This is a genomic window from Streptomyces atratus (assembly GCF_040655115.1).
GTDB classification, from domain to species: domain Bacteria; phylum Actinomycetota; class Actinomycetes; order Streptomycetales; family Streptomycetaceae; genus Streptomyces; species Streptomyces atratus_D.
Genome location: NZ_JBFAJH010000025.1, coordinates 64,591 through 88,661, shown reverse-complemented (window position 1 = coordinate 88,661; position 24,071 = coordinate 64,591). Strand labels below are relative to the sequence as shown.

The window sequence follows — 24,071 nt, the reverse complement described above, 5'->3', positions numbered from 1 at the left end:
CGTGACCCTGTTCGATCTGCCGCTTCACCAACTTCGCGATTACCGCCCGGAGTCCGGTGAACCCGACGACTTCGACGCCTTCTGGAAGCGCACCCTCGACGAGTCGGCCGCATATCCGCTCGACCCCGAATTCCAGTCGTACGACGCCGCGTTGAGCGCCGTCGAGGTGCACGACGTGACCTTCTCCGGCTGGGGCGGACACCGCATACGCGCCTGGCTGAACGTTCCCGCGGGTGCCGAGGGCCCTCTCCCGTGCGTCGTCCATTACCTCGGTTACGGCGGCGGTCGCGGGCTGCCGCACGACCATCTCGTCTGGCCCGCGGCCGGCTGGGCCACCCTGCTGGTCGACACCCGCGGCCAGGGCGCCGTCAACAGCCACTCGGCGGGTTCCACCCCCGACCCCCACGGTGGCGCCAACCCGCAGTCGCCCGGCTTCATGACCCGCGGCATTCTCGACCCCGACGAGTACTACTACCGTCGGGTCTTCACCGACGCGGTCCGCGCCGTCGAGGTCGCCCGCGCCCACCCGTCCGTCGACGCGGACCGGATCGTCGTGCACGGCGGCAGCCAGGGCGGCGGTATCGCCCAGGCGGTGGCGGGGCTCAGTCCGTATGTGAAGGCGGCGCTGATCGACGTGCCGTTCCTGACCCACTTCCGGCGGGCCGTCGAGATCACCGACAAGGATCCCTACCAGGAGATCGTCCGCTTCCTCTCCACTCAACACGGCGTCGCCGACCGGGTGTTCCGTACCCTCTCGTACTTCGACGGGATCAGCTTCGCTGCCCGGGCCACCGTTCCGGCGCTCTACTCGGTGGCGCTGATGGACGTGATCTGCCCGCCGTCCACGGTCTTCGCCGCGTACAACCACTGGGCGGGACCGAAGGAGATCGAGGTCTACCCCTGGAACGGCCACGAGGGCGGCTCCTCGGTCCACCGGGCCGCCCAGCTGCGGATGTTGCGCGGTCTCGGCTGATCCTGCCGCGGCGGGGGAGCGTGCGGGGAGGCCGGCCGTGAGCCCGAATACGTGACAGCGGATCGGACGCCGGAGCGAATCCTTCCGGTCTCGACGGGGGGAACTCCCGTCAGGAAGAGGCGTGTTGATCGCCAACGGGGTCCGGTCTGCGTCATGATCGTCCCGAGATGGTGGACACCTCCCGGGGCGATGCCCCCGCACCCCCTGCCGAAGAGCCGCGTGGCTGCCTCTTCGCGCTGTCCCAGCCCCCTTTGATGATCTTCCTCACGGTGGTCGGCAGCCTGCTGCTGATGGCCGCGCTGCACGATCTCTTCCTGCTGTGAGCGGGCGATGAAACGGGCGACGAGCGGTCAGCCGGCCGCTTCCCTGCGGCGTGCCCGGTACGCGGCGACATGCAGCCGATTACCGCAGGTGCGGCTGGAGCAGTACCTGCGGGAGCGGTTGCGGGACAGATCCACGAACGCGTCCCGGCAGTCCGGTGCCTCGCAGCGCCGCAGCCGCTCCTGTTCGCCCGCCACCACGATGAAGGCGAGCGCCATGCCGCAGTCGGCCGCGAGGTGGTCGGCGATCGACGCGTCCGGCGCGAAGTAGTGCACATGCCACTCGTAGCCGTCGTGGTTGCTCAGCTGGGGCGTGGTGCCCGCGGAGGCCACGAGGCTGTTGACGAGACCGGCGGCGGTCTCGGCGTCCGGCGCCGCGAAGATCTCGGCGAACCGGCTCCGTACGTCGTGCACGGCCCGTAGATCCTTCTCGCCGAGTTCGGCCACGCCGCTGATGCGGTGGCGCCGGGCGAATCGGTAAAGCGCTTCGATGCCGTCGAGACCGTCGCTCGGCCCGCCTTCGGGGTGATCGGTCTCCGGTGCGGTGTTCACCAGCTCGACCACGATGTCGAGGGCGATCCGGGTGTCGTGGGGGATCAGCACGCTTTCGCTCCCTGGCCTCCGGCGGGCGGGCGCCCGCCGATGCCGGCTGACTCTACTGGCTCGGCGAGGACGCACAGCGGCCCGAGAGGGCCCCTGGAGCCGACGAGGAGCACGTACCGCCTTGCAGGGTCAGGCGGGGGCGCTCGGGGGCGCTGAGGGCGCACAGAGCCCGCCCAGCGCGTACGGGAGAGCCGAGGCGTGCGCCCGCACCACCGGTGGAACACGTACCGACGCCGTCACCACAGTGGATTCCGTGGTGACGGCGTCGGTGTCTGCCCTATGAGGTTGTCCGCGCGATGCCGTCGCCCCGAGTCGGACGGCGTCGCGCAGCTCTCGACCTGGCTCAGCTCTCGGCCAGGATGTGTGAGAGCTCCGTATCGAGGTCGAAGTGACGATGCTCGGTACCGGGTGGAACCGCGGCGTCGGTCCGCTTCAGGAACGACTCCAGGGCCCTGGCCGGGGCCTCGAGCAGGGCTTCGCCCTCTGGGGAGCTCAGCGCGATGCAGACGACGCCCTGGCCGTGACTACGTGATGGCCAGACGCGGACGTCTCCGGTGCCGGTGGGCCTGTGCAGCCCCTCGGCAAGGAGGTCGCGGGCGAATACCCATTCGACCGTCTCCTCCGCTCCGGTGTGGAAGGTGGCGTGCACGGCATACGGATCGGCCGTGTCATACCGCAGGCCCGCGGGTACAGGCAGTGAGGACTCGCTCGACACAACGAGGCGCAGGTGCAGCTCGCAGCTGACCGTGGTGTTCATAAGCGCCAGGGCCTTTCGCTCAGTGTGCGCTCGGGGATTCGCACGTCGGCGAAATCGACATGCCACCTACGGTGGCGTTGTAAACCCCTCTGACCCTTTTGTGGTTCTTCAGGTCGCTCGCGCAGCGGTGTGTAACTTTGGGTTATGCGGCCATTCCGGTGACAAAGACCGTTCCGGTAGGTTGGACCCATGAATGCGGAGAGTGACGCGCGGGACGAGGTCGCCGGAACGGCGACCTCGGCGCCCGCCACGGGGGACGTGACGAGGAAAGTGGCGCCGGGCGTCACGCAGGATGTGGTCAAGGAGGAGCGGGCACTCGGCTCCCGGGCGCCCGGGTTCGTCAAGGCGTCCAGGACCCTGCATGTGAGCTGGCAGGTCGGCGTCTTCGTGGTCGGCCTCGCCGTGGTCGTGGCGGGCATCATCATGCTGCCGCTGCCCGGCCCTGGCTGGCTGGTGATCTTCGGTGGCATGGCGATCTGGGCGACCGAGTTCGTCTGGGCGCAGCTGGTGCTGCGCTGGACGCGCCGGAAGGTCACCGAGGCCGCCCAGAAGGCACTCGATCCGAAGGTCCGGCGGCGGAACATCATCCTCACCGTGATCGGACTCGTGATCATCGCCGTGCTGGTCGGGATCTATGTCTGGAAGTTCGGAGTCATGATGCCGTGGAAGATCCACGAGTGACCCGGGGGTGGTCGGAGAGCGCCGCTGACATGGGGTAATGTTTGCGGTGCGCCCGGGCGATTAGCTCAGTGGGAGAGCGCTTCGTTCACACCGAAGAGGTCACTGGTTCGAAACCAGTATCGCCCACCCGGACAGAGGGCCCGTGAGACCGCAGAGTCTCATGGGCCCTCTGCGTTTCCCGCGCCGTCGGGCGTCCTCCCGTCTGTTTTCGCGGCGGTGCGAGCCTCGCCCGAACGCCCTTGCCGGCCCGCCGCGGACGCCGCGCCGCGCGGCGTGAGGTTCAAGCGCTTCGACGGATTCCGTCGCAACCGTTGACCCCTTCGATGCCCGGCTGTCCCGGCAAGCGTTTTCTCGAACGGCTCGATCGACTGTGGCAGCGGGTGCTGTTTTGTCCGGGAGGGGTGTGTCATGAGGACTTGGCGAAGTGCCCAGGGCTGTGTGTTGCTGGCATCGGTGTGATGGTTCTGGGCTGATGGCCTCCGGCTGCGGCGGGGACGGCGGGGGAACGGGAGCCGACGGAAAGGTCGGGATCCGCTACTCGTGGTGGGGTGGTCAGGAGCGGGCCGCACTGATCAACAAGACAATCGCGCTGTTCGAGAAGAAGCATCCGAACATCAAGGTCAAGACGGACTTCCAGGACTACGAGGAATTCTGGAAGAAGTTCAACACCCAGGCCTCCGCGGGCAATGCGCCCGATGTCTTCCAGAACTCCGTCGCATTTCTGCGCAGGTACGACAACAAGCGGGTTCTGCTTGATCTCAATTCCCGGGTGAAGGCCCGAGATCTCAGCATGGAGAACTTCCGTGCCGGACTCGAGAAGGCGGGCGATGCCAACGGAATGCTGCTCGGTGTCCCGGTCGGCGGCAACACCTTCGCGCTTGTCTGCAACCCCGCCGAGTACAAGAAGGCCGGCGTCACGCCCGAGAAGGGCTGGACCTGGAAGCAGGGCGACGCGGCGACCGAGAAGATCAACGAGGGTGCCAAGCCGGCCGGTGACAGCGGCTCCGGCGGCATCATGTACCTCTACGACCTCGAGCCGCGTCAGCAGGACAAGGCGTTTTCCACCGAGGACGGACTCGACTTCACCGAGGCCGACCTGACGAAGTGGTGGACCGGCAACTAGGACAAGACCAAGGCCGGGGTCCTCACCGACCCCAAGAAGGCCGAACAGGTCAAGCCTCCATCGAGAACCTCGCGCTCGGCGACCGGATGCCGGCCGGAGGCAGGTGAAGCACGCCCCGGGCCGGCCCGCTGATCACGTGTTCCCTCAGCGCATCCGGCCCAGGGCGTCCTTCAGCCGCCGCGCATCACGCAGCCGCTGCTCGTACGTCGCCCCGACCACCAGCAGCAGCACACCCGCCAGCGCCGGCGGCAGCCAGCGCGGCAGCGCACCGACCACCTGAACCACATAGGGCGCCAGTTCATGCAGGGCATCCAACGCCAGCACCGCACCGCCGAGCAGCAGCAGCGCCTGCAGCCGCAGCCGAGCACCGGCGAGCGTGAGCACCAGCGCCACCACGCCCAGCAGCAGCGGCCGCACCCACGACGGGTCGGTCCACGCCGCGACGAGACTCGGCACCAGCGTCGCCGCAAGACCCGCCCCGTACGCCGTCCACGAGGACGCCGCCGGATCGCGGCGCCGCCGCACCACACCCACCACCAGGGCGGGCACCGTCACCGGCAGGGTGTATGCCTCCGGAGTCGACACCCCGGAAGCCGACAACCGCACCCACGTCGCCAGAACGAACAGGATCACCGCCACGTACCCGGCTGCCGGCCGCCGCTGCGCACGCACCGCCGTACCCGCAGCCAGCACCCCGCACAGCGCGAGCACCAGCGCCAGGAACGGCCTGTCCGGCGCGGCCATTCCGACCGCCACCGCACCCGCCACGGCGCCGGTCAGTTCGACCGGCAGCGCCGACGGACCGCCCCGCAGCCACGCCCCGAGCAGCACGGTCAGCGTGGGGACGACCAGCATGATCGGTGCGGCCCGGTACGTCGCGAGCTCCAGCGACACCCCGACGGCCCCGGCGAGCACCATCGCGCACCCCACGGCCGCACACGCCAGAACGCCCTGCACCATCCGGGCCGTCGGTGACCCCTCGGCGCGCGTCCCCGCCGCGGACGCCGCGAACAGCACCAGCAGCGCCCCGAACACCGCGTACGTGGCGGGCTCCGCAGCCAGCGACAGCACCCCCGCGCTCACCGCCCCGACCGCACCGCACACCAGCGTCGCCGGCGCGACCGGGCCCGCCCCACGTCGCAACCCCCGTACCGCTCCTGTGAGAAGCACCGCGATCAGCACCAACTGCGCCACCACCGCGACCGCGTACGGAGCGTCCAGCGCAACCGGCACCACCAGCAGCCCCGCCCAACCGAGCACCAGCGCACCGGCACCCGCGGCGCCCCGCCACGTTCCGCCCGGGGAGATCACCGCACCGGCCACCCGCACCCACTGCGGCCACCAGCGGCACGCCGCCCCCAGCAGACCGGCCACCACCAGCAGCATCACGGGAGCCGTCCACAGCTGCGACCACTGCGCACCCTCCAGCCCCAGCGCACCGCGCGCGCTGCCGTGCGGCGCACCCGACCACACCGGGCCCGGCCGCGACGCCGGACCCACCAGCGTCATGGCGGCCGCAGGCGCGGCTGCCAGCACCGAGCCCGAGACCACCACAGCCGACGCCCACAGCACGCCCTGCCCGGCCGGACGCGGCAGCGGGGCCCGTAGCACCGCCCACAGCAGCAGACCGCACAGCAGATACACCGGAATCGACCAGTCCTCGGCGACCCCCGCACGCAGCACACCACCCGCAGCGGCGACCACCGCAAGCCCGGCCACCACCCCACCGGCCACCGCGATGCCCCTCGGCGCCCGCCACACCGCGAACAGCGCGACCGCCGCCCCCGCCAGCAACAGCGCTCCGGGCGCAACGGCAGACAGCGGCGAACCAGCCGTCACCGACTGAACCAGCGCCACCAGCGCCGCGGAGAGCCCCGTCACACACCCGCAGGCGGACGCGGTCGCCCGGACCCCGACGCCCTTGCCCCACCGGGCGATCGCGGAGTCCGCCATCGCCGTCAGCAACAGCGCCCAACCGAAGACCGAGGCCGACGCATCCGCCGCCCACGCCCACAGCACCAACGTGAACTGCACACTCACCACGGCGACCGGCAGCGGCAGACGCAGCTTGCCGAGCGCCAGACCGTACGCCGCCCACAGCGCGGCGAGCACCGCCGACGCGACGGCGGTGAACCCGAGACCGTCCGTGTCCGGCGCAGCCACCGCGTGCACCGCGTACGCATCCAGCACCATGAGCACCAGAGCCAGCGCACCGAGCGACTCGGCCGTCGACGACAGCCCGCGGCGCAGCAGCAGCGCGGGCGCGGCCGACGCCGCGACCGTCACCAGAGCGAGCACCGCCGAGCGGCCACCGATCCCCATATGGCCCCAGCTGACCAGGGTGAACGCGATCGCCGCGATCGTCAGCAGCAGACCGCCGAGACTCAGCAGCACGTTCTGCGCATTGCGCGGCGCGACCGGCGCACCAGGGTTGCCGAACGGGGCCGCGGGCCAGTGCGGATACGGCTGCGCCGGCCCGGAGGGCGGCGCGGACGCCGGTCCCGGAGGAGCAGCAGACGGCTGCAGCGCACTCACCAGCCAGGCGCGACGGGTCAGCAGCTGCATCCGGCGGGCGTCCAGCCGGGCCAGTTCGCGGTCGAGGAGCGCCAATTCCTCGGCGGGCGGCGGCACATGTTCCATATCCGGGAGTGTGGCGCGGCCCACAGACCCGGACATGCGCTCGGGTACTCAGGTACGGGACTGAGTACGAGCAGACTGGGACCCATGGACTGGAGCCACTACCGTTTTGTGAGTATCTGGGACGTATCCGCCCCGCCCGATGCCGTGTACGCAGTCCTCGAACGCGCCGAGGAGTACCCGCAGTGGTGGCCGCAGGTTCGCGAGGTCACCTCGGTCGACGACACCACAGGAACCATGCGCATCCGCTCCGCCCTCCCGTACGACCTGGTCATGAGCGTCCGCGCGAGCCGCCGCGACCCGGCGGCCGGGATCCTCGAAGTGACCTTCGGCGGCGACCTCGACGGCTGGGCCCGCTGGACGGTCACCGCGCACGGCACCGGCAGCCGTGCCACGTACGAGCAGGAGGTCGAGGTGCGGCGGCGGATCATGCGACTGCTCGCGGTACCCGGACGCGCGGTGTTCCGGGCGAACCACGCTCTGATGATGCGGGCGGGACGCCGTGGACTGGCGGCCCGACTCGAAGGAGTTTGAACCCTGCCCACCGAGACCTGTATGGTTCAGTCCGTTCCCGGGCGATTAGCTCAGTGGGAGAGCGCTTCGTTCACACCGAAGAGGTCACTGGTTCGAAACCAGTATCGCCCACCCCGGGAGAGGCCGGTCCGTCAGCACCATCGACGGACCGGCCTCTGCGTGTCCGGATCAAGGGATGAGTCCCGGGGCGTCAGGGGTCACGCGGCGGCGGGCAGCTCCGGGCGCAGCGGCCAGGCCGGATCCACCGCCTCCGGTGTCCCGCTTTTCGCGAACCACGCCTGCAGACCACGCGCCTGCGCCGCATGCCAGACCGCCTGCAACGTGTGCAGCTCCGCCGGGGACAGCCTCTCCAGCCGCGACGAGAAACGCCGCCCCACCGCCCGTACCAGCTCCAGCGACGCCGCCGCGTCGGCTGCCGCGTCATGAGCGCCGTCCAGCACCACCTCGTACAGCGCACAGAGATCGGTGAGCGTGCGCCGCCCCTTGCGGTAGCGGTCCAGGTGCTTGTCCAGGACCCGCGGATCCAGTACGCGCAGCGGGTTGTTCCCGAGATAGCCGGCCAGTGACGACGCCCGGTGCCGCTTCAGCTCCCGGTCGAGCAACGTCAGATCGAACGGTGCGTTCATGACGACGAGCGGGCGTCCCGCCGCGCACTGCTCGGTCAGTGCCCGGGCTATCTCCTCCACCACGGGCGCGGGCCACCGGCCGTTGCGCTGAAGATGGTCATCGGTCAGACCGTGGATCTCGGTGGCCCCGACGGGCACCGGAACCCCCGGATTCACCAGCCAGCGGGTGACGCGCATGCGCCCGCCCGCCGCGTCCTGGACGACCAGGGCGGCCGAAACGATCCGGTCCTCCTCGACGTCCACTCCCGTTGTCTCGGTGTCAAAAGCGGCCAGTGGCCCCTCGTACCAGTGAGTCATCCCCGAACTCCTCGTGCCTGACCGGCAGATGGTGTGATTCCTCTGCCCGATTCGGTGATACCCGCGCCCTTTGCCTGATACGCCGTTTGCGGACCGCTCGCTGCGGTGACAACACAGAGGACAGGCAAGGAAGTTGCCTGAGGACGCACCGACCGAACCAACCGATCGGCACAGCCCGGAAGGCATACGGAGCCATGGCGCTCGCGCAGCCCGACCCGAGCGGGCTGTTGCCCCAGCGGATCGCCCCGCTGCGCGGCACACTCGCCACCACCGCCTGCATGGAGACCCTTCAGGTGGGCTACCTGCACGCGGTCGCGGCCGCGGCGGGGTGCTCCCTGTCGCAGCCCTTTCCCGACAACGGCATCGACTGGCATGTCAGCCACGGAGCCCCCGGCCACACCGTCGACGACGAGGTGACCATCAAGGTGCAGCTCAAATGCACCTACCAGATACCGCCGCACCCACCCGGACCGACGTTCGCCTTCACGCTGGACAACGCCCACCTCGTGAAGCTCGCCCGGACGCCCGTGTCGGTGCACAAGATCCTGGTCGTGATGCTCGTGCCGCGCAGCCAGGACGACTGGCTGCGCGCCGGTCACGAACGGCTCGACCTGCGGCACTGCTGCTACTGGACCAACCTGGCCGGCCACGCGGTGACAGGCCGGCACAGGACCACTGTGCGGATCCCGACCACACGCATATTCGACGACCGCGCGCTCTGCGAGATCATGACGCGGGTCGGGGCGGGAGGGAGACCCTGATGCACCGGCCGATGGACGAGCCCGCCGACGCCACGATCCCGTCGGGCACGCGACCACACCCCAGCGAGACCGTGACCCACTGGCCCACCGCCCTGCCACCCCTCGGGGACATCCCCGACCCCGCCGGCGTCGATCCCGCGGTCCTCGGCGCCCTGCTCGACCGGCACGGCTGGCACCGTCGCGGCGGTGCGGCCGGACGCTACAGCCGGTGGACCCCGCCGGGGGCCGCCGCTCCCTCCGGCGGTACGAGCCTTCTCGTACCGGACACCACCGCCTTCCCCGACAGCGAGGATCTGCTCGGCGAAGCACTTACGGCACTCGCCCGCAGCGCCGCCCCCTCCGCCCGCGACGTGCTGGTCTCCCTCGCCCTGCCCAGCGACGAGATCCGCTGGTGGCGCGATGTCCCCGACGGCTCCGGCGGTCCCGCGGGCGCCGCCGGAGCGGCCGGCTGGACCGCCGCGGAGCAGTTGCGCGCCGCGGCCCGGCAGGTCCTGCTCGCCGGAGCGCTCGCCGTACGGGCCCGTACCGGGTTCCACGGCGCACGCCACCGCCGAAGGGCCCTCGCCGCGCTCGAAGGCATCCTCGTCGGACCGGCGCCCGGCGGACGTGACCTCACTGTCTGTCTCCCCGTCGAAACCGGCCGCGCCGTCGCCGTGCGGCTCTACCACGCCCTGCACGCCACCCGCGAAGCCATCGACTTCCAGCGCGCCACCGGAGGCATGGAAGCCTTCGACACCGCCGTCGAGGCAGGTGTCAGCCGGGAGCTGACGGATGCCGTCGTCGCTCTGGTCCGCGGCTCGGAGGGGACCAGGATCGCTCTCGCCTGGGCACCCGCCGCAGGAACCCCCGACGGCTGCCCCGCCCGGCCCGAAGCGGTGGAGTTCTCACCGGGCGACCTGCCTGCCCTGCGCCGGGCGGGAGACCGCTACCAGCAGGACGAACCCCCCGTCGAGGTCCGGATCACCGGCGCGGTCGTCCGGCTGCGCCGCTCGGGACCGCGCGGCGCGGGAATCGTGCGACTGAGGGTGCTGGCGGGTGCCGAGGTCCCGCACGTACGGCTGGAGCTCGACGAGGAGGCGTACCGGATCGCAGGCCACGCCCACCTCGTCGGACTGCCGATCCGGGTGGAGGGGCGACTGGAGAGCCGGGGCGGTTTCCGGCGGCTGACCCGTGCCTCGCAGGTGGTGCCCGTACAGGTCGACGAGGCGGAACGGGACCGGCTGATGAAGTCGCTCCACGAGAACGTCGACTTCTTCGAGGAGGCGTGCACGGGCGAATAGCCGGAGAGGGGCGCCCGGCACGGTGCCCGTCGGCTGCCGGAGCGCACCCTTTCGCGAAGGGGGCCGTCGGCTCGGTACGATTCCTTTTGCGTGCGCGGTGGAATATGGCGCGCACCCCCCTTCAGTCAGGAGAGACCGGTGTCAGACGTCCGTGTGATCATCCAACGCGATTCCGAGCGGGAAGAGCGCGTGGTGACGACGGGCACTACGGCTGCCGAGCTCTTCCCCGGCGAGCGCACTGTCGTCGCCGCCCGGGTCGCCGGTGAGCTGAAGGACCTCGCGTACGCCGTCGCCGACAGCGAGGTCGTCGAGCCCGTCGAAATCTCCTCCGAGGACGGCCTGAACATCCTCCGGCACTCCACCGCGCACGTCATGGCGCAGGCTGTGCAGGAGCTCTTCCCCGAGGCCAAGCTCGGCATCGGTCCGCCGGTCAAGGACGGCTTCTACTACGACTTCGACGTCGAGAAGCCGTTCACGCCCGAGGACCTCAAGGTCATCGAGAAGAAGATGCAGGAGATCCAGAAGCGGGGACAGCGGTTCTCCCGCCGAGTCGTGACGGACGAGGGCGCCCGCGAGGAGCTGGCCGACGAGCCGTACAAGCTGGAGCTCATCGGCATCAAGGGTTCCGATTCCGTCGAGAACGCCGGCGACGGTGCGGATGTCGAAGTGGGCGGCGGCGAGCTGACCATCTACGACAACCTCGACCCGAAGACCGGCGACCTGTGCTGGAAGGACCTCTGCCGTGGTCCGCACCTGCCGACCACCCGGAACATCCCGGCGTTCAAGCTGATGCGGAACGCCGCGGCGTACTGGCGGGGCAGCGAGAAGAACCCGATGCTCCAGCGCATCTACGGCACCGCGTGGCCCACCAAGGACGAGCTCAAGGCGCACCTGGAGTTCCTGGAGGAGGCCGCCAAGCGGGACCACCGCAAGCTCGGCAACGAGCTGGACCTCTTCTCCTTCCCCGACGAGATCGGTCCCGGCCTCGCTGTCTTCCACCCCAAGGGCGGCATCATCCGCCGGGCCATGGAGGACTACTCGCGCAGGCGGCACGAGGAGGAGGGCTACGAGTTCGTCTACTCCCCGCACGCCACCAAGGGCAAGCTCTTCGAGAAGTCCGGTCACCTGGACTGGTACGCCGAAGGCATGTACCCGCCCATGCAGCTCGACGACGGGGTGGACTACTACCTCAAGCCGATGAACTGCCCGATGCACAACCTGATCTTCGATGCGCGCGGCCGTTCGTACCGTGAACTGCCGCTGCGTCTCTTCGAGTTCGGCACGGTGTACCGGTACGAGAAGTCGGGTGTGGTGCACGGCCTGACCCGCTCGCGCGGCTTCACGCAGGACGACGCGCACATCTACTGCACCAAGGAGCAGATGGCGGAGGAGCTGGACCGGACGCTCACCTTCGTCCTGAACCTGCTGCGCGACTACGGTCTGACCGACTTCTACCTGGAGCTGTCCACCAAGGACCCGGAGAAGTTCGTCGGATCCGACGAGATCTGGGAAGAGGCGACCGAGACGCTGCGCCAGGTCGCCGAGAAGCAGGGGCTTCCCCTGGTCCCGGACCCGGGTGGAGCCGCCTTCTACGGCCCGAAGATCTCGGTCCAGTGCAAGGACGCCATCGGCCGTACCTGGCAGATGTCGACCGTGCAGCTCGACTTCAACCTGCCGGAGCGCTTCGATCTGGAGTACACCGGCCCGGACGGCACCAAGCAGCGCCCGGTCATGATCCACCGCGCCCTGTTCGGTTCCATCGAGCGCTTCTTCGCGGTGCTGCTGGAGCACTACGCGGGTGCGTTCCCGGTCTGGCTGGCCCCGGTCCAGGCGGTCGGCATCCCGATCGGCGACGCGCACATCCCGTACCTCCAGGAGTTCGCCGCGCAGGCCAGGAAGAAGGGACTGCGGGTCGAGGTGGACGCCTCCTCGGACCGGATGCAGAAGAAGATCCGCAACCAGCAGAAGGCCAAGGTGCCCTTCATGATCATTGCGGGTGACGAGGACATGGCCAACGGCGCCGTCTCCTTCCGCTACCGCGACGGATCGCAGGAGAACGGCATCCCGGTCGAGGACGCCATCGCCAAGATCCAGAAGGCCGTCGAGGACCGCGTCCAGGTCTGACCCGGCCGACAGGGAGGCCCCCGGAGCGCTAACCGCGCTCCGGGGGCCTCTTCTCGTCCTCCCGGGTGAAGACCTGCACCAGCCACGACGAGAACGAACCCGTCACGGCCCCCAGCAGCGCCAGACCGCAGACCATCATCCCGGCCGCGATGATCCTGCCGCCGGGCGTGACCGGCGCGACGTCCCCGTATCCGACCGTGGTGAGCGTTGCGCACGCCCACCACGCCGCGTCGCCGAACGTCCGGATCGTGGCGCCCGGAGCCGCGTGCTCCTGGTTGTACACGGCGAGCGCGGACGAGAATCCGAGCAGCAGCGCCGTCATGCCGGCGTAGCTGATCACGCGGGCGTACAGGCTCAGCCGCGGCCGTTCCCTCTGCCGCTGGACCGCTGTGTAGACCCGGATCAGACGCAACGGCCGTAGGAGTGGGAGCACCAGCACCACCGTGTCCAGCCAGTGGGTGCGCAGGAAACGGAGACCCTGACCGCTGAGCCGGATCCGTACGACGTAGTCCGCCGCGAAGAGGAGCCAGGTGGCGACGACCAGGGTCAGGGCGAGGTCACGCCACGGTTGGATGTGCTCGGGAACGAGGACGCGGACCGCGTACCCGAGGAGGAAGAACAGCGACGCGACGAAGAGCGGCACCTCCGTGCGTTGCTCCCAGCGCCTGAACCGGAGAGTGGTGGAGGAGTCCGCGGGCTGGTCGCTCATGGCCTCAGGATCGTCGTCCGGCGACGGGGGCGGCCCCGGCGACACGCTCCGCAGGAGTGAAGCAATATGCTGATCTGCATGACGACTGAGCCGGAGCAGCAGATCGGAGTGGGAACGCCCGACGCGTTCCAGCGCCTGTGGACGCCTCACCGGATGGCGTACATCCAGGGTGAGAACAAGCCGACCGGCCCGGAGGCCGGCGACGGCTGTCCGTTCTGTGCGATCCCGGCCAAGTCGGACGAGGACGGGCTCATCGTGGCGCGCGGCGAGAAGGTCTACGCCGTGCTGAACCTGTATCCGTACAACGGCGGGCATCTGATGGTGGTGCCGTACCGGCATGTCGCCGACTACACGGAGCTGGACGGTCCGGAGACGCTGGAGCTGGCCAACTTCACCAAGCGGGCGATGACGGCGCTGCGGGCGGCCTCGGGGGCGCACGGTTTCAATATCGGGATGAACCAGGGAACGGTGGCCGGCGCCGGCATTGCCGCGCATCTGCATCAGCACCTGGTGCCGCGCTGGGGCGGCGACACCAACTTCATGCCGGTGGTCGGTCACACGAAGGTGCTGCCGCAACTGCTCGCAGATACCCGGAAGATGCTGGCAGACGCCTGGCCCGCAGTCTGAGCCGAGCGGTACGAGCCGAGCGGTACGAACACGGGGCGCCCGGGATGTCCCGGGCGCCTCCTGCGTCTGCCTACGCGTCGTACAGGTCGGCCTTCTTGGGGGTCGGGTCCTGCACCAGTCCGCTGAGGATCATGGACCGGTTGTCGAAGCGTTCCGTGTCGACGCCGTTCTCGTCCAGGACGCGCATGGCCGCGTTGTGCACGGCGCGCAGGACGGGGGTGGCGGCGCGCATGGCGTCGTCCGCCATGAAGCGGTGGCGCCATGGCTTCTCGGCCCAGGCGTGGCGCAGGCCGAACGGCTCCGGGAGGGTGATCTTGCCGCCCAGGTAGTCGAGGAGCGGCGGGTACCAGGTGAAGGGGGCGCGCAGGGCGAGGCGGACGACTTCCTTGGACTCCACCAGCGGGAGGGTGATCTTGCGGGTCTCCCAGAATCTGACGGTCTTGTTGACCGTCTTCGTCTTGGCCTCGGGCTTGCTCGTGAAGAGCGAGTGGACGGGACCGAGCGCGTGCCCGGTGACCTCGATCCGGAGCGTCTCGTGGAGCACCGTGACAGTGATCATCATGGTGATCACCAGCTGGCCGTCCCAGAGGGTGAACTGGACGCCCAGATAGTGGCGGGCGCCGCTGCCGAACTGCTGGTGGTTGCAGATGCGCTGTATCTCGTGCGGTTTGACCTGGAAGGTGGCGACGTCCTCGCCCTCCGGACGGGAGACCGAATCGGCGTTCTCGCCGACGGGCGAGACGATCCAGTGGGTGACCGACGGTGTGGTGAATCCGCCGGTGTGCAGCGGTCCGCGTTCCAACTGCTTGAGCTGGTCGTGGATGACGCGTATCAGGTCCCAGCTGCGGAACTGGTGGAATTCCTTGCCGGGTTCCTTGGAGACGAGCTCCTCGGCGAGCTGCCAGCTGCCCCAGCGGGTGCCCATGCCGAGGATGCCCTTGGGGCCGGCATAGAAGACGGAGTTGGACTGCTGTTCGGCCGACAGCTTCTCCAGGCCCTGGCGCAGCGCCTCGCGGGCGGTCTCGTTGGGATTCTTCGGTACGGCCTCGGGGATCTTGGCGACGACCCCGCCGCCGGAGAGCAGCCCCTCCCAGCGGGCGCGCATGTCCTTGGCGGAGGTCTCGGCAATCCGTTTGGCGATCAGCCAGCCGATGACGGGGGCGACGATCATCGCGCGCAGGTACAGCGCGAGGAGGCCGTTGACCGGCAGCTTGATCAGGAAGATCAGTGCCACGACGCCGATGACGGGGAGCAGGGCGATGCCGAGGGCGCTGAGGGCCTTGTCCTTGGTGGAGCCCAGACTGTCGCGGAGGCGGAACGCGAGGACCCACAGGAGCAGCCCGGGCAGGAAGAGGTAGCCGAAGAGCGCGGTCACCAGGGTCAGCTTGGTGTCCCGTGCCTTACGCAGCCGGGTCGCGGACAGGCAGTGTTCGACGACGGTCTGCGGATCGGTGCCGAAGGACTGGATGAGGGCCTTGCGGGCGCCGCCCAGCATGCGTTCCTGGACGGCGCGGGAGAATGCCTCGCCGAGGTTGGGGGTGAAGTACTTGCTCTTGAAGAGCTTGGACCGGCCCTCCTCGACCTTGGACTTGTGCCACTCGCTGTTGGCCTTGAGGATCTCTTCCACCGGGCTGTCGCGGTATGCGGCGGAGGCGAGGGCGTTCGTCGCCACCGCCTGTCCGGCCGCCCCCTGGAGCGGGATCTGCGCTCCGGGAGAGAAATCGAATCCGTCGTTGGCCACTGTCGCCCCCACTTGCCGCCAAGGAACCGCTCCTGCGGCTGTTTCCCAACTGCCGTGCCCGGCACACCTTCTGAGCTGGGACCACAGCGTATCGTCCGGATCGGAGCCCCGCCCGCCCCTGTGGACAAGGGCGGGCGGAGCCACCGACTAGGAGCCGTTTGCGGTGTTTTCCTGCTGTTCGCGGAGGCGGTCGGCGAGCTGCGGTGGCATCGGTTCGTGCCGGGCGTACGCCCGATCGAATCGGCCGGTGCCGTGCGACAGGGAGCGCAGGTCGACCGCGTACCGGCCGATCTCCAGCTCAGGTACCTCGGCCCGTACGAGCGTGCGACCCGCCCCTGACTGCTCGGTGCCGACCACCCGGCCGCGCCGCCCCGACAGATCGCTCATGACCGGTCCCACGTAGTCGTCGGGGACGAGGACCTGGACCTCGGAGACGGGTTCGAGGAGCTGGATCCGGGTCTCGGCGGCCGCTTCCCGCAGTGCCAGGGCGCCGGCCGCCTGGAACGCCGCGTCGGACGAGTCCACCGAGTGGGCCTTTCCGTCCCGCAGGGTGATCCTTACGTCGACGAGGGGGTGGCCGGCCGCCACTCCGCGGGCGGCCTGGGCGCGGATCCCCTTCTCCACGGACGGGATGAACTGGCGCGGTACGGCTCCGCCGACCACCTTGTCGACGAATTCGATGCCCGACCCCGGTGGCAGCGGCTCCACCTCGATCTCGCAGATGGCGTACTGGCCGTGGCCGCCGGACTGTTTGACGTGCCGTCCGCGGCCGCTCGACGGGCCCGCGAACGTCTCGCGCAGGGCCACCTTGTGCGGCACGGCGTCGACCTGTACCCCGTACCGGGTGCGCAGCCGGTCCAGCGCCACGTCCTGATGAGCCTCGCCGAGGCACCACAGGACCACCTGATGGGTGTCCTGGTTCTGTTCGAGGCGCATGGTCGGGTCCTCGGCGACGAGGCGTGCGAGCCCCTGGGAGAGCTTGTCCTCGTCCGCCTTGCTGTGGGCCTTGATGGCGAGCGGCAGAAGCGGGTCGGGCATGCTCCAGGGCTCCATCAGCAGCGGATCCTCCGGGGCGGAGAGCGTGTCCCCGGTCTCGGCGCTGCCCAGTTTGGCGACGCAGGCCAGGTCTCCGGCGATGCAGCTGGTCAGCGCGTGCTGCTGCTTGCCGAACGGGGCGGACAGCGCGCCGACCCGGACCTCCACGTCATGAAGGGGGCGGGGTTCGTGGCCGGGGTCGGTGAGTCCGTGGCCGAGGACATGGACGGTTTCGTCGGGGCGCAGGGTGCCGGAGAATACGCGGACGAGGGAGACGCGTCCGACGTACGGGTCGGAGGCGGTCTTGACGACCTCGGCGACCAGCGGTCCGTCGGGGTCGCAGGAGGGGGCGGGGCGCAGAGTGCCCTTCGGGGTGATGACGGCGGGCAGCGGGCGCTCCAGCGGGGTCGGGAAGCCGCCGGTGATCAGGTCGAGGAGTTCGACGGTACCGATGCCCTGGCGGTCGCCGTCGGCGGCCGGTGCCGCGGTGAGGACTGGGTGGAAGGCGTTGCGGGCGACTGCGCGCTCCAGGTCGTCGATGAGGGTCTTGACGTCGATGTCCTCGCCGCCGAGGTACCGGTCCATCAGGGTCTCGTCCTCGCACTCGGCGATGATCCCTTCGATCAGCCGGTTGCGGGCGTCCTGGAGCGGTGCGTGCTGGTCGTCGGCAGGCGGGGTCTCTTTCCGCTCACCGGAGGAGTAGTCGAAGATCCGCTGTGTGAGCAGTCCGGTGAGCCCGGTCAGCGGGGCGTGTCCGTCCGGGCCCTCGGGGCCGAGCACGGGCAGATAGAGCGGCAGCACGGTGTCGGGGTCGTCCCCCCCGAAGATCTCGCCGCAGACGCGGGTCATCTCGTCGAAGGACGTGCGGGCGGTGTCGAGGTGGGTGACGACGATGGCGCGCGGCATGCCGACGGCGGCGCACTCCTCCCACACGGCGCGGGTGCTGCCCGCCACGGCGTCGGCCTCCTGGGCCGCCGAGACGACGAAAAGGGCCGCGTCAGCTGCTCGCAGACCGGCCCTGAGTTCCCCGACGAAGTCGGCGTATCCGGGGGTGTCCAGCAAATTGATCTTGTACCCGCCCCATTCGACGGGGACCAGGGAGAGTTGTACGGAGCGTTGCTGGCGGTGTTCGATCTCGTCGTAGTCGGAGACCGTGCCGCCGTCCTCGACCCGGCCGGCCCGGTTGACCGCTCCGGCGGTCTGCGCGAGGGCTTCGACGAGGGTGGTCTTGCCTGATCCGCTGTGGCCGACCAGCACCACGTTCCGTATGGAGGAGGGCCGGTCGGCCGTTGCTGCTCTGCCGGCGGCCCCGGTGTGTGCGTGTGCCTTGTCGCCCATGATGTGCCTCCCGGTGGAGTGCGCTGTGCGGGGAGATTGTCTGGCGCGGTGAGGGGGAAGGAGGGCGCGGGCACGAGAAGCCGCCGCGGCGGCTACGACGACGCCCGCGGTAATTCGAGCTTTCCACTCCGGTCAGGTTGCGTCCATACGTCCGACGCCGACGCACGAGGACGGATGCCCGGACCGTGGACGCGTCGGACTGGTGACTACGATGGGCCAGCCGGTGGCCGAAGGGGCCGCGCGGCCCACCGACCCCTCGGGAAGGCCATGCTGAACAAGTACGCGCGTGCATTTTTTACGCGTGTCCTCACACCGTTCGCCGCACTGCTGCTCCGTCTCGGCGTGAGCCCTGACGCGGTCACGCTCATCGGTACGGCCGGAGTGATGGCAGGTGCGCTGGTCTTCTTCCCCATGGGGGAGTTCTTCTGGGGCACGATCGTCATCACGGTCTTCGTCTTCTCCGACCTCGTCGACGGCAACATGGCCCGGCAGGCCGGCATCTCCAGCCGGTGGGGCGCCTTCCTGGACTCGACCCTGGACCGGGTCGCCGACGGGGCGATCTTCGGCGGGTTCGCGCTCTGGTACGCGGGCAACGGCGACGACAACGTGATGTGCGCGGTGGCGATCTTCTGCCTGGCCAGTGGCCAGGTGGTCTCCTACACGAAGGCGCGCGGCGAGTCGATCGGGCTGCCGGTCGCGGTCAACGGTCTGGTGGAGCGGGCCGAGCGGCTGGTCATCTCGCTGGTGGCGGCCGGGCTCGCCGGGCTCCACACGTTCGGTGTGCCGGGGGTCGAGATCCTGTTGCCGATCGCGCTGTGGATCGTCGCCGTGGGCAGCCTGGTGACGCTCGTGCAGCGCGTGGTGACCGTGCGCCGCGAGTCCGCGGAGGCCGATGCGGCAGCCGCGGTGGACCGGGGGAGCGAGGCGGCGAAGTGAGCGGCGCCGAGGGGGAACCGAGGACCGGGCTGAAGGACCGGCTGACCGACGGGCTGTACGGGCTCGGCTGGGGCGCGGTCAAGAGGCTCCCGGAGCCGGCCGCCCAGGCACTCTTCCGTACCCTCGCCGACCAGGTCTGGAAGCGGCGCGGCAAGAGCGTGCTGCGGCTGGAGTCGAACCTGGCCAGGGTGGTGCCGGACGCGAGCCCGGCCCGGCTTGCCGCCCTCTCCAAGGCCGGGATGCGCTCGTACATGCGCTACTGGATGGAGGCGTTCCGGCTGCCCACCTGGAGCCCGGAGCGGATCAGGGCCGGCGTAGACGTGGCGGACGTCCACCGGCTGACCGGGGGGCTGGACGCCGGGCGCGGTGTGATCCTCGCGCTGCCGCACCTGGGGAACTGGGACCTGGCGGGAGCCTGGGTCACCACCGATCTGAAGGTGCCGTTCACCACGGTCGCCGAGCGGCTGAAGCCCGAGTCGTTGTACGACCGGTTTGTCGCCTACCGCGAGGGGCTCGGCATGGAGGTACTGCCCCACACCGGCGGGTCCGCCTTCGGCACCCTGGCGCGGCGGCTGCGGGACGGGGGCCTGGTCTGCCTGGTCGCCGACCGCGACCTCTCCGCCTCCGGCGTCGAGGTGCAGTTCTTCGGTGACACGGCACGGATGCCCGCCGGACCCGCGCTGCTGGCCCAGCAGACCGGCGCGCTGCTGCTGCCCGCGACGCTCCGGTACGACGCGACCCCCGTGATGAAGGCCCGGATCCACCCGCCCGTCGAGGTGCCCGAGTCAGGTACGCGCACCGAGAAGACGTCTGTGATGACCCAGGCGCTGGCCGATGCCTTCGCCACCGGAATCGCCGAGCACCCGGAGGACTGGCACATGCTGCAGCGGCTCTGGCTCGCCGACCTCGAACCCCGTGGGGAGCAGCCGTGAAGATCGGCATCGTCTGCCCGTACTCCTGGGATGTACCGGGCGGCGTCCAGTTCCACATCCGTGACCTCGCCGAACACCTGATCCGCCTGGGGCATCAGGTGTCGGTGCTGGCCCCCGCCGACGACGAGACGCCGCTGCCGCCGTACGTGGTGTCGGCGGGCCGGGCCGTGCCCGTCCCGTACAACGGCTCCGTCGCCCGGCTGAACTTCGGCTTCCTGTCCGCGGCGCGGGTCCGCCGCTGGCTGCACGACGGAACCTTCGACGTGATCCACATCCATGAGCCGACCTCGCCGTCGCTCGGCCTGCTCGCCTGCTGGGCCGCTCAGGGGCCGATCGTCGCCACATTCCACACCTCCAATCCGCGGTCCCGGGCGATGATCGCCGCGTACCCGATCCTGCAGCCCGCGCTGGAGAAGATCAGCGCGCGCATCGCGGTGAGCGAATACGCGCGCCGGACCCTGGTCGAGCACCTCGGCGGCGACGCGGTCGTCATCCCGAACGGGGTCGATGTCGGCTTCTTCGACAAGGCCGAGCCCAAGGCCGAGTGGCAGGGCGGGACGATCGGCTTCATCGGGCGTATCGACGAGCCCCGCAAGGGCCTGCCCGTCCTGATGCGGGCGCTGCCGGCCATTCTCGCCGCCCGCCCGGAGACCAGGCTGCTGGTGGCGGGGCGCGGCGACGAGGAGGAGGCGGTCGCCTCACTGCCCGAGGCGATGCGCGAGCGCGTCGAATTCCTCGGCATGGTGAGCGACGAGGACAAGGCGCGGCTGCTGCGCAGTGTCGATGTGTATGTCGCGCCGAACACGGGCGGCGAGAGCTTCGGGATCATCCTGGTCGAGGCGATGTCGGCGGGTGCGCCGGTCCTCGCCAGCGATCTGGACGCGTTCGCCCAGGTACTGGACCTGGGCGTGGCGGGCGAGCTGTTTGCCAACGAGGACGCGCAGGCGCTGGCGTCGGCGGCGATCCGGTTGCTCGGCGACCCGGAGCGGCGCGCGGAGCTGAGCGACCGGGGCCGGGCGCATGTGCGGCGGTTCGACTGGTCGACGGTGGGGGCGGACATCCTCGCGGTGTACGAGACGGTGACGGACGGGGCCGCGTCGGTGGCGACGGACGAACGTACGGGTCTGCGGGCCCGCTTCGGGCTGTCCCGGGACTGAGAGCCTGTCGGGTGACCTTCGATCGGAGAGCGGACGCGGCGTGGTGCGTGCGATTCCAAGGCGCCGGGACGGCTTCCGATGGGGGCTCCCCTGCTCGCCCGAAGCTGAGAGCTTGGGGAAGGAGCTAGCAGGGCGTTTCGGCAACGCCGGAAGGGTGCGTGCCAGGGCGTGGCCGCCCGATCAGAGGTCACCCGACAGGCTCTGAGGGCGGCCGGGGACCGAGGCTGTCCCGGGCGCTCCGGTGCCCGGCCGGTGGGCCGGTGGGGCGAGCAGGTTCGCGGTGCGGACCACTCTTCCGAGGAGACACGACGGCCGGGGCCATCGGAACCCCGCTGCCCCGGCCCCGGACCGAGCAGAGGAACGCCGTGACTCGGCACGGGCGCCGTCCTCGGCCCGGTCGTCGGCGGTGGCCCGGCCGGCTGCCGGGACCGCGCACGTGGAACCCGGTCACCGGTACCCGGCGGGACCATCTCGATGACGGGTCGCTCGGCGTGACCGACCCGGGGACGGGTGTCGCCACCCCGCTCCCCGCGGTGGGACGTGGCGCCGTCAGCGACGCCGGACCGCGGCTCCTGGCGCGGGGCGGGGTGCCCTCGACGGTAGCCTTGCGGCCCGTGACCGAAACCCTCATCTGGATCGCTGTCGCGCTCGTCGCGATCGGTCTGTACCTCAGCTGGACCGCCGGACGGTTGGACCGGCTGCACACGCGGATCGATGCCGCCCGCGCCGCCCTCGATGCCCAACTGCTGCGCCGTGCCTCGGTCACCCAGGAACTGGCCACGTCCGGTGTCCTCGACCCGGCCGCATCCATCGTGCTGTACGAGGCCGCGCACGCCGCCCGGCAGTCCGAGGAGGAGCAACGCGAGGTGGCCGAGAGCGAACTCAGCACCGCGCTGCGGGCGGTGTTCGGCGAGCCGGCGCAGGTGGAGGCGGTGAAGGAGATTCCCGGTGGCGAGGAGGCGGCGTCCGAACTGGCCGCGGCCGTGCGCCGGGTGCCGATGGCGCGGCGGTTCCACAACGACGCGGTGCGCGCGGCGCGGGCGCTGCGCCGCCACCGCACGGTGCGCTGGTTCCGGCTGGCCGGGCACGCGCCGTTCCCGCTGGCCTTCGAGATGGACGACGAGCCGCCGGTCGCCCTGGCGGACCGCCCGGTCAGCTGACCCGTACGTGGCCGCCGACCACCCCTTACAGGGCCGTACGCGGCTGTACACAGCCAAAACGATCCACCGGCCTCTTATTGGCCCTTGTCGTGGACTGGTCCCGGACGGTTTGCTCTGGTGTGCACCACCCAGCACTTTCAGCATCTTTTTTCTCCGAGTGAGGTCGATCCGTGTCCACGCTTCCCAGCACCCCGCAGTCCGCTGACTCCCCGGCTATCGGTACCGCCCGCGTGAAGCGCGGCATGGCCGAGCAGCTCAAGGGCGGCGTGATCATGGACGTCGTCAACGCCGAGCAGGCGAAGATCGCCGAGGACGCGGGCGCCGTGGCCGTCATGGCCCTGGAGCGGGTGCCGGCCGACATCCGCAAGGACGGCGGCGTGGCCCGGATGTCCGACCCGAACATGATCGAAGAGATCATCGAGGCCGTCTCCATCCCGGTGATGGCGAAGTCCCGCATCGGCCACTTCGTCGAGGCACAGGTCCTGCAGTCCCTCGGTGTCGACTACATCGACGAGTCCGAGGTCCTCACCCCGGCCGACGAGGTCAACCACAGCGACAAGTTCGCCTTCACCACGCCGTTCGTCTGTGGCGCCACCAACCTGGGCGAGGCGCTGCGCCGCATCGCCGAGGGCGCGGCCATGATCCGCTCCAAGGGCGAGGCCGGCACCGGCAATGTCGTCGAGGCGGTCCGCCACCTGCGCCAGATCAAGAACGAGATCGCCCGGCTGCGCGGCTACGACAACAACGAGCTGTACGCCGCCGCCAAGGAGCTCCGCGCCCCGTACGAGCTGGTCAAGGAGGTCGCCGAGCTCGGCAAGCTGCCCGTCGTGCTGTTCTCCGCCGGTGGCGTCGCCACCCCGGCCGACGCCGCGCTGATGCGCCAGCTCGGCGCCGAGGGCGTCTTCGTCGGCTCCGGCATCTTCAAGTCCGGCGACCCGGCCAAGCGCGCCGCCGCCATCGTGAAGGCCACCACCTTCTACGACGACCCGAAGATCATCGCGGACGCCTCCCGCAACCTGGGCGAGGCCATGGTCGGCATCAACTGCGACACCCTGCCCGAGGCCGAGCGCTACGCCAACCGCGGCTGGTAGTCACAGATGAGCGACACCCCTGTGATCGGAGTCCTGGCTCTCCAGGGCGACGTACGGGAGCACCTGATCGCCCTGGCCTCGGCAGACGCCCTGGCCAGGCCGGTCCGGCGCCCAGAAGAGCTCGCCGAGGTCGACGGTCTCGTCATACCCGGCGGCGAATCCACCACGATGTCCAAGCTCGCCGGCCTGTTCGGCATGCTGGAACCACTGCGTGAACGGGTCCGCGCCGGAATGCCGGTCTACGGCACCTGCGCCGGAATGATCCTGCTGGCCGACAAGATCCTCGACCCGCGCTCGGGCCAGGAGACCATCGGCGGCATCGACATGATCGTGCGCCGTAACGCCTTCGGACGGCAGAACGAGTCCTTCGAGGCCGCCGTCGAGGTCGCCGGGATCGAGGGCGGCCCGGTCGAGGGCGTCTTCATCCGCGCCCCCTGGGTGGAATCGGTCGGCGCGCAGGCCGAGGTGGTCGCCGAGCACGGCGGCCATATTGTCGCCGTACGTCAGGGAAACGCCCTGGCGACGTCATTCCACCCGGAACTGACCGGTGACCACCGGGTTCACGCACTCTTCGTCGACATGGTGCGCGCCGAGGGGTGAACGGATCCCGGTAGGATCTCCGTTGTTCA

The 24,071-nt window shown here is 70.1% G+C and carries 22 protein-coding genes and 2 tRNA genes; 17 read left to right on the top strand and 7 right to left on the bottom strand.

Annotated elements, in window-relative coordinates:
* The first annotated feature begins 1 nt into the window (after position 1).
* The gene (locus tag AB0I23_RS24760) at positions 2-973 is read left to right on the top strand and encodes an acetylxylan esterase (RefSeq protein WP_359112312.1); all 972 of its coding nucleotides are present in this window, start codon (positions 2-4) and stop codon (positions 971-973) included.
* Between the two features lie 167 nt (positions 974-1,140).
* The gene (locus AB0I23_RS24755) at positions 1,141-1,296 is read left to right on the top strand and encodes a hypothetical protein (protein ID WP_359112310.1); all 156 of its coding nucleotides are present in this window, start codon (positions 1,141-1,143) and stop codon (positions 1,294-1,296) included.
* 27 nt (positions 1,297-1,323) lie between these two features.
* Here the strand turns inward: AB0I23_RS24755 and AB0I23_RS24750 are convergent, their stop codons facing one another.
* A complete protein-coding gene (locus tag AB0I23_RS24750) occupies positions 1,324-1,896 on the bottom strand; it encodes a CGNR zinc finger domain-containing protein (RefSeq protein ID WP_359112308.1) in 573 nt (190 codons plus the stop codon).
* A gap of 343 nt (positions 1,897-2,239) precedes the next feature.
* On the bottom strand, positions 2,240-2,653 hold the full coding sequence (locus AB0I23_RS24745) for an SsgA family sporulation/cell division regulator (protein WP_003959770.1): 414 nt from the start codon (positions 2,651-2,653) through the stop codon (positions 2,240-2,242).
* A 189-nt stretch (positions 2,654-2,842) separates the two neighbouring features.
* On the opposite strand from AB0I23_RS24745, the gene AB0I23_RS24740 reads away from it, so the two are divergent.
* From AB0I23_RS24740 to AB0I23_RS24730, 3 genes are all read left to right on the top strand, one after another.
* Positions 2,843-3,334 (top strand): TIGR02611 family protein, encoded by a 492-nt coding sequence (locus AB0I23_RS24740; RefSeq protein ID WP_359112306.1) that lies wholly within the window; start codon positions 2,843-2,845, stop codon positions 3,332-3,334.
* A gap of 54 nt (positions 3,335-3,388) precedes the next feature.
* Positions 3,389-3,460 (top strand) — tRNA-Val (locus tag AB0I23_RS24735).
* 346 nt (positions 3,461-3,806) lie between these two features.
* Positions 3,807-4,457: an ABC transporter substrate-binding protein gene (locus tag AB0I23_RS24730; protein ID WP_436846991.1), complete on the top strand. Its 651-nt coding sequence runs from the start codon at positions 3,807-3,809 to the stop codon at positions 4,455-4,457.
* A gap of 144 nt (positions 4,458-4,601) precedes the next feature.
* Here the strand turns inward: AB0I23_RS24730 and AB0I23_RS24725 are convergent, their stop codons facing one another.
* A complete protein-coding gene (locus AB0I23_RS24725; protein WP_359112304.1) occupies positions 4,602-7,097 on the bottom strand; it encodes an SCO7613 C-terminal domain-containing membrane protein in 2,496 nt (831 codons plus the stop codon).
* An 84-nt stretch (positions 7,098-7,181) separates the two neighbouring features.
* Here AB0I23_RS24725 and AB0I23_RS24720 point away from each other — a divergent pair, with 84 nt between their 5' ends.
* Complete coding sequence (locus AB0I23_RS24720; RefSeq protein WP_037695437.1) at positions 7,182-7,628, top strand: SRPBCC family protein; 447 nt, start codon at positions 7,182-7,184, stop codon at positions 7,626-7,628.
* Positions 7,629-7,667: 39 nt separating this feature from the next.
* Positions 7,668-7,739: transfer RNA gene (locus AB0I23_RS24715), tRNA-Val, on the top strand.
* Between the two features lie 86 nt (positions 7,740-7,825).
* Here the strand turns inward: AB0I23_RS24715 and AB0I23_RS24710 are convergent.
* Positions 7,826-8,551: a 3'-5' exonuclease gene (locus tag AB0I23_RS24710; protein ID WP_359112302.1), complete on the bottom strand. Its 726-nt coding sequence runs from the start codon at positions 8,549-8,551 to the stop codon at positions 7,826-7,828.
* Positions 8,552-8,745: 194 nt separating this feature from the next.
* Here AB0I23_RS24710 and AB0I23_RS24705 point away from each other — a divergent pair, with 194 nt between their 5' ends.
* The 3 genes from AB0I23_RS24705 to thrS all read left to right on the top strand — a co-directional run bounded on the left by AB0I23_RS24705 (position 8,746) and on the right by thrS (position 12,716).
* A complete protein-coding gene (locus tag AB0I23_RS24705) occupies positions 8,746-9,312 on the top strand; it encodes a DUF4365 domain-containing protein (protein WP_266987877.1) in 567 nt (188 codons plus the stop codon).
* Positions 9,312-10,592 (top strand): hypothetical protein, encoded by a 1,281-nt coding sequence (locus AB0I23_RS24700; protein WP_359112300.1) that lies wholly within the window; start codon positions 9,312-9,314, stop codon positions 10,590-10,592. The genes AB0I23_RS24705 and AB0I23_RS24700 overlap by 1 nt, the downstream gene beginning before the upstream one ends.
* A gap of 138 nt (positions 10,593-10,730) precedes the next feature.
* Positions 10,731-12,716 carry a threonine--tRNA ligase gene (gene thrS, locus AB0I23_RS24695; protein ID WP_359112298.1) on the top strand — a complete coding sequence of 662 codons (1,986 nt, stop codon included), beginning with the start codon at positions 10,731-10,733 and terminating at the stop codon, positions 12,714-12,716.
* Positions 12,717-12,744: 28 nt separating this feature from the next.
* Here thrS and AB0I23_RS24690 read toward each other — a convergent pair whose 3' ends face one another.
* Positions 12,745-13,425, bottom strand: coding sequence for a potassium channel family protein (locus AB0I23_RS24690; RefSeq protein ID WP_359112296.1), 681 nt, complete (start codon positions 13,423-13,425; stop codon positions 12,745-12,747).
* Between the two features lie 66 nt (positions 13,426-13,491).
* Between AB0I23_RS24690 and AB0I23_RS24685 the strand changes: the two genes are divergently transcribed.
* Positions 13,492-14,052, top strand: a complete 561-nt coding sequence (locus AB0I23_RS24685; RefSeq protein ID WP_359112295.1) for an HIT family protein — start codon at positions 13,492-13,494, stop codon at positions 14,050-14,052.
* Between the two features lie 70 nt (positions 14,053-14,122).
* Here AB0I23_RS24685 and AB0I23_RS24680 read toward each other — a convergent pair whose 3' ends face one another.
* Together AB0I23_RS24680 and AB0I23_RS24675 are read right to left on the bottom strand one after the other, a co-directional pair.
* Positions 14,123-15,793 carry a hypothetical protein gene (locus tag AB0I23_RS24680; RefSeq protein ID WP_359112320.1) on the bottom strand — a complete coding sequence of 557 codons (1,671 nt, stop codon included), beginning with the start codon at positions 15,791-15,793 and terminating at the stop codon, positions 14,123-14,125.
* A 147-nt stretch (positions 15,794-15,940) separates the two neighbouring features.
* Positions 15,941-18,166: an elongation factor G-like protein EF-G2 gene (locus AB0I23_RS24675; RefSeq protein WP_359112294.1), complete on the bottom strand. Its 2,226-nt coding sequence runs from the start codon at positions 18,164-18,166 to the stop codon at positions 15,941-15,943.
* Positions 18,167-18,433: 267 nt separating this feature from the next.
* Between AB0I23_RS24675 and pgsA the strand changes: the two genes are divergently transcribed.
* From pgsA to pdxT, 6 genes are all read left to right on the top strand, one after another.
* Positions 18,434-19,102 (top strand): phosphatidylinositol phosphate synthase, encoded by a 669-nt coding sequence (pgsA, locus tag AB0I23_RS24670; protein WP_359112290.1) that lies wholly within the window; start codon positions 18,434-18,436, stop codon positions 19,100-19,102.
* Positions 19,099-20,034, top strand: coding sequence for a phosphatidylinositol mannoside acyltransferase (locus AB0I23_RS24665; RefSeq protein WP_359112288.1), 936 nt, complete (start codon positions 19,099-19,101; stop codon positions 20,032-20,034). The genes pgsA and AB0I23_RS24665 overlap by 4 nt, the downstream gene beginning before the upstream one ends.
* Positions 20,031-21,191, top strand: a complete 1,161-nt coding sequence (locus tag AB0I23_RS24660) for a glycosyltransferase family 4 protein (protein ID WP_359112286.1) — start codon at positions 20,031-20,033, stop codon at positions 21,189-21,191. The genes AB0I23_RS24665 and AB0I23_RS24660 overlap by 4 nt, the downstream gene beginning before the upstream one ends.
* 614 nt (positions 21,192-21,805) lie before the next feature.
* Positions 21,806-22,351: a hypothetical protein gene (locus tag AB0I23_RS24655; protein WP_037695409.1), complete on the top strand. Its 546-nt coding sequence runs from the start codon at positions 21,806-21,808 to the stop codon at positions 22,349-22,351.
* 170 nt (positions 22,352-22,521) lie between these two features.
* Entirely contained in the window at positions 22,522-23,442 is a 921-nt protein-coding gene (pdxS, locus tag AB0I23_RS24650; protein WP_037695407.1) for a pyridoxal 5'-phosphate synthase lyase subunit PdxS, read from the top strand.
* Between the two features lie 6 nt (positions 23,443-23,448).
* Positions 23,449-24,042: a pyridoxal 5'-phosphate synthase glutaminase subunit PdxT gene (gene pdxT, locus AB0I23_RS24645; protein WP_359112284.1), complete on the top strand. Its 594-nt coding sequence runs from the start codon at positions 23,449-23,451 to the stop codon at positions 24,040-24,042.
* The last annotated feature ends 29 nt before the right edge of the window (positions 24,043-24,071 follow it).

What these genes read in the sequence shown, in the direction of transcription:
- AB0I23_RS24755 (WP_359112310.1), top strand. Translation starts at nt 1,141, where the DNA reads ATGGTGGACACCTCCCGGGGCGATGCCCCCGCACCCCCTGCCGAAGAG.
- AB0I23_RS24745 (WP_003959770.1), bottom strand. Translation starts at nt 2,653, where the DNA reads ATGAACACCACGGTCAGCTGCGAGCTGCACCTGCGCCTCGTTGTGTCG.
- AB0I23_RS24740 (WP_359112306.1), top strand. Translation starts at nt 2,843, where the DNA reads ATGAATGCGGAGAGTGACGCGCGGGACGAGGTCGCCGGAACGGCGACC.
- AB0I23_RS24730 (WP_436846991.1), top strand. Translation starts at nt 3,807, where the DNA reads ATGGCCTCCGGCTGCGGCGGGGACGGCGGGGGAACGGGAGCCGACGGA.
- AB0I23_RS24725 (WP_359112304.1), bottom strand. Translation starts at nt 7,097, where the DNA reads ATGGAACATGTGCCGCCGCCCGCCGAGGAATTGGCGCTCCTCGACCGC.
- AB0I23_RS24720 (WP_037695437.1), top strand. Translation starts at nt 7,182, where the DNA reads ATGGACTGGAGCCACTACCGTTTTGTGAGTATCTGGGACGTATCCGCC.
- AB0I23_RS24710 (WP_359112302.1), bottom strand. Translation starts at nt 8,551, where the DNA reads ATGACTCACTGGTACGAGGGGCCACTGGCCGCTTTTGACACCGAGACA.
- AB0I23_RS24705 (WP_266987877.1), top strand. Translation starts at nt 8,746, where the DNA reads ATGGCGCTCGCGCAGCCCGACCCGAGCGGGCTGTTGCCCCAGCGGATC.
- AB0I23_RS24700 (WP_359112300.1), top strand. Translation starts at nt 9,312, where the DNA reads ATGCACCGGCCGATGGACGAGCCCGCCGACGCCACGATCCCGTCGGGC.
- AB0I23_RS24690 (WP_359112296.1), bottom strand. Translation starts at nt 13,425, where the DNA reads ATGAGCGACCAGCCCGCGGACTCCTCCACCACTCTCCGGTTCAGGCGC.
- AB0I23_RS24685 (WP_359112295.1), top strand. Translation starts at nt 13,492, where the DNA reads ATGCTGATCTGCATGACGACTGAGCCGGAGCAGCAGATCGGAGTGGGA.
- AB0I23_RS24675 (WP_359112294.1), bottom strand. Translation starts at nt 18,166, where the DNA reads ATGGGCGACAAGGCACACGCACACACCGGGGCCGCCGGCAGAGCAGCA.
- pgsA (WP_359112290.1), top strand. Translation starts at nt 18,434, where the DNA reads ATGCTGAACAAGTACGCGCGTGCATTTTTTACGCGTGTCCTCACACCG.
- pdxT (WP_359112284.1), top strand. Translation starts at nt 23,449, where the DNA reads ATGAGCGACACCCCTGTGATCGGAGTCCTGGCTCTCCAGGGCGACGTA.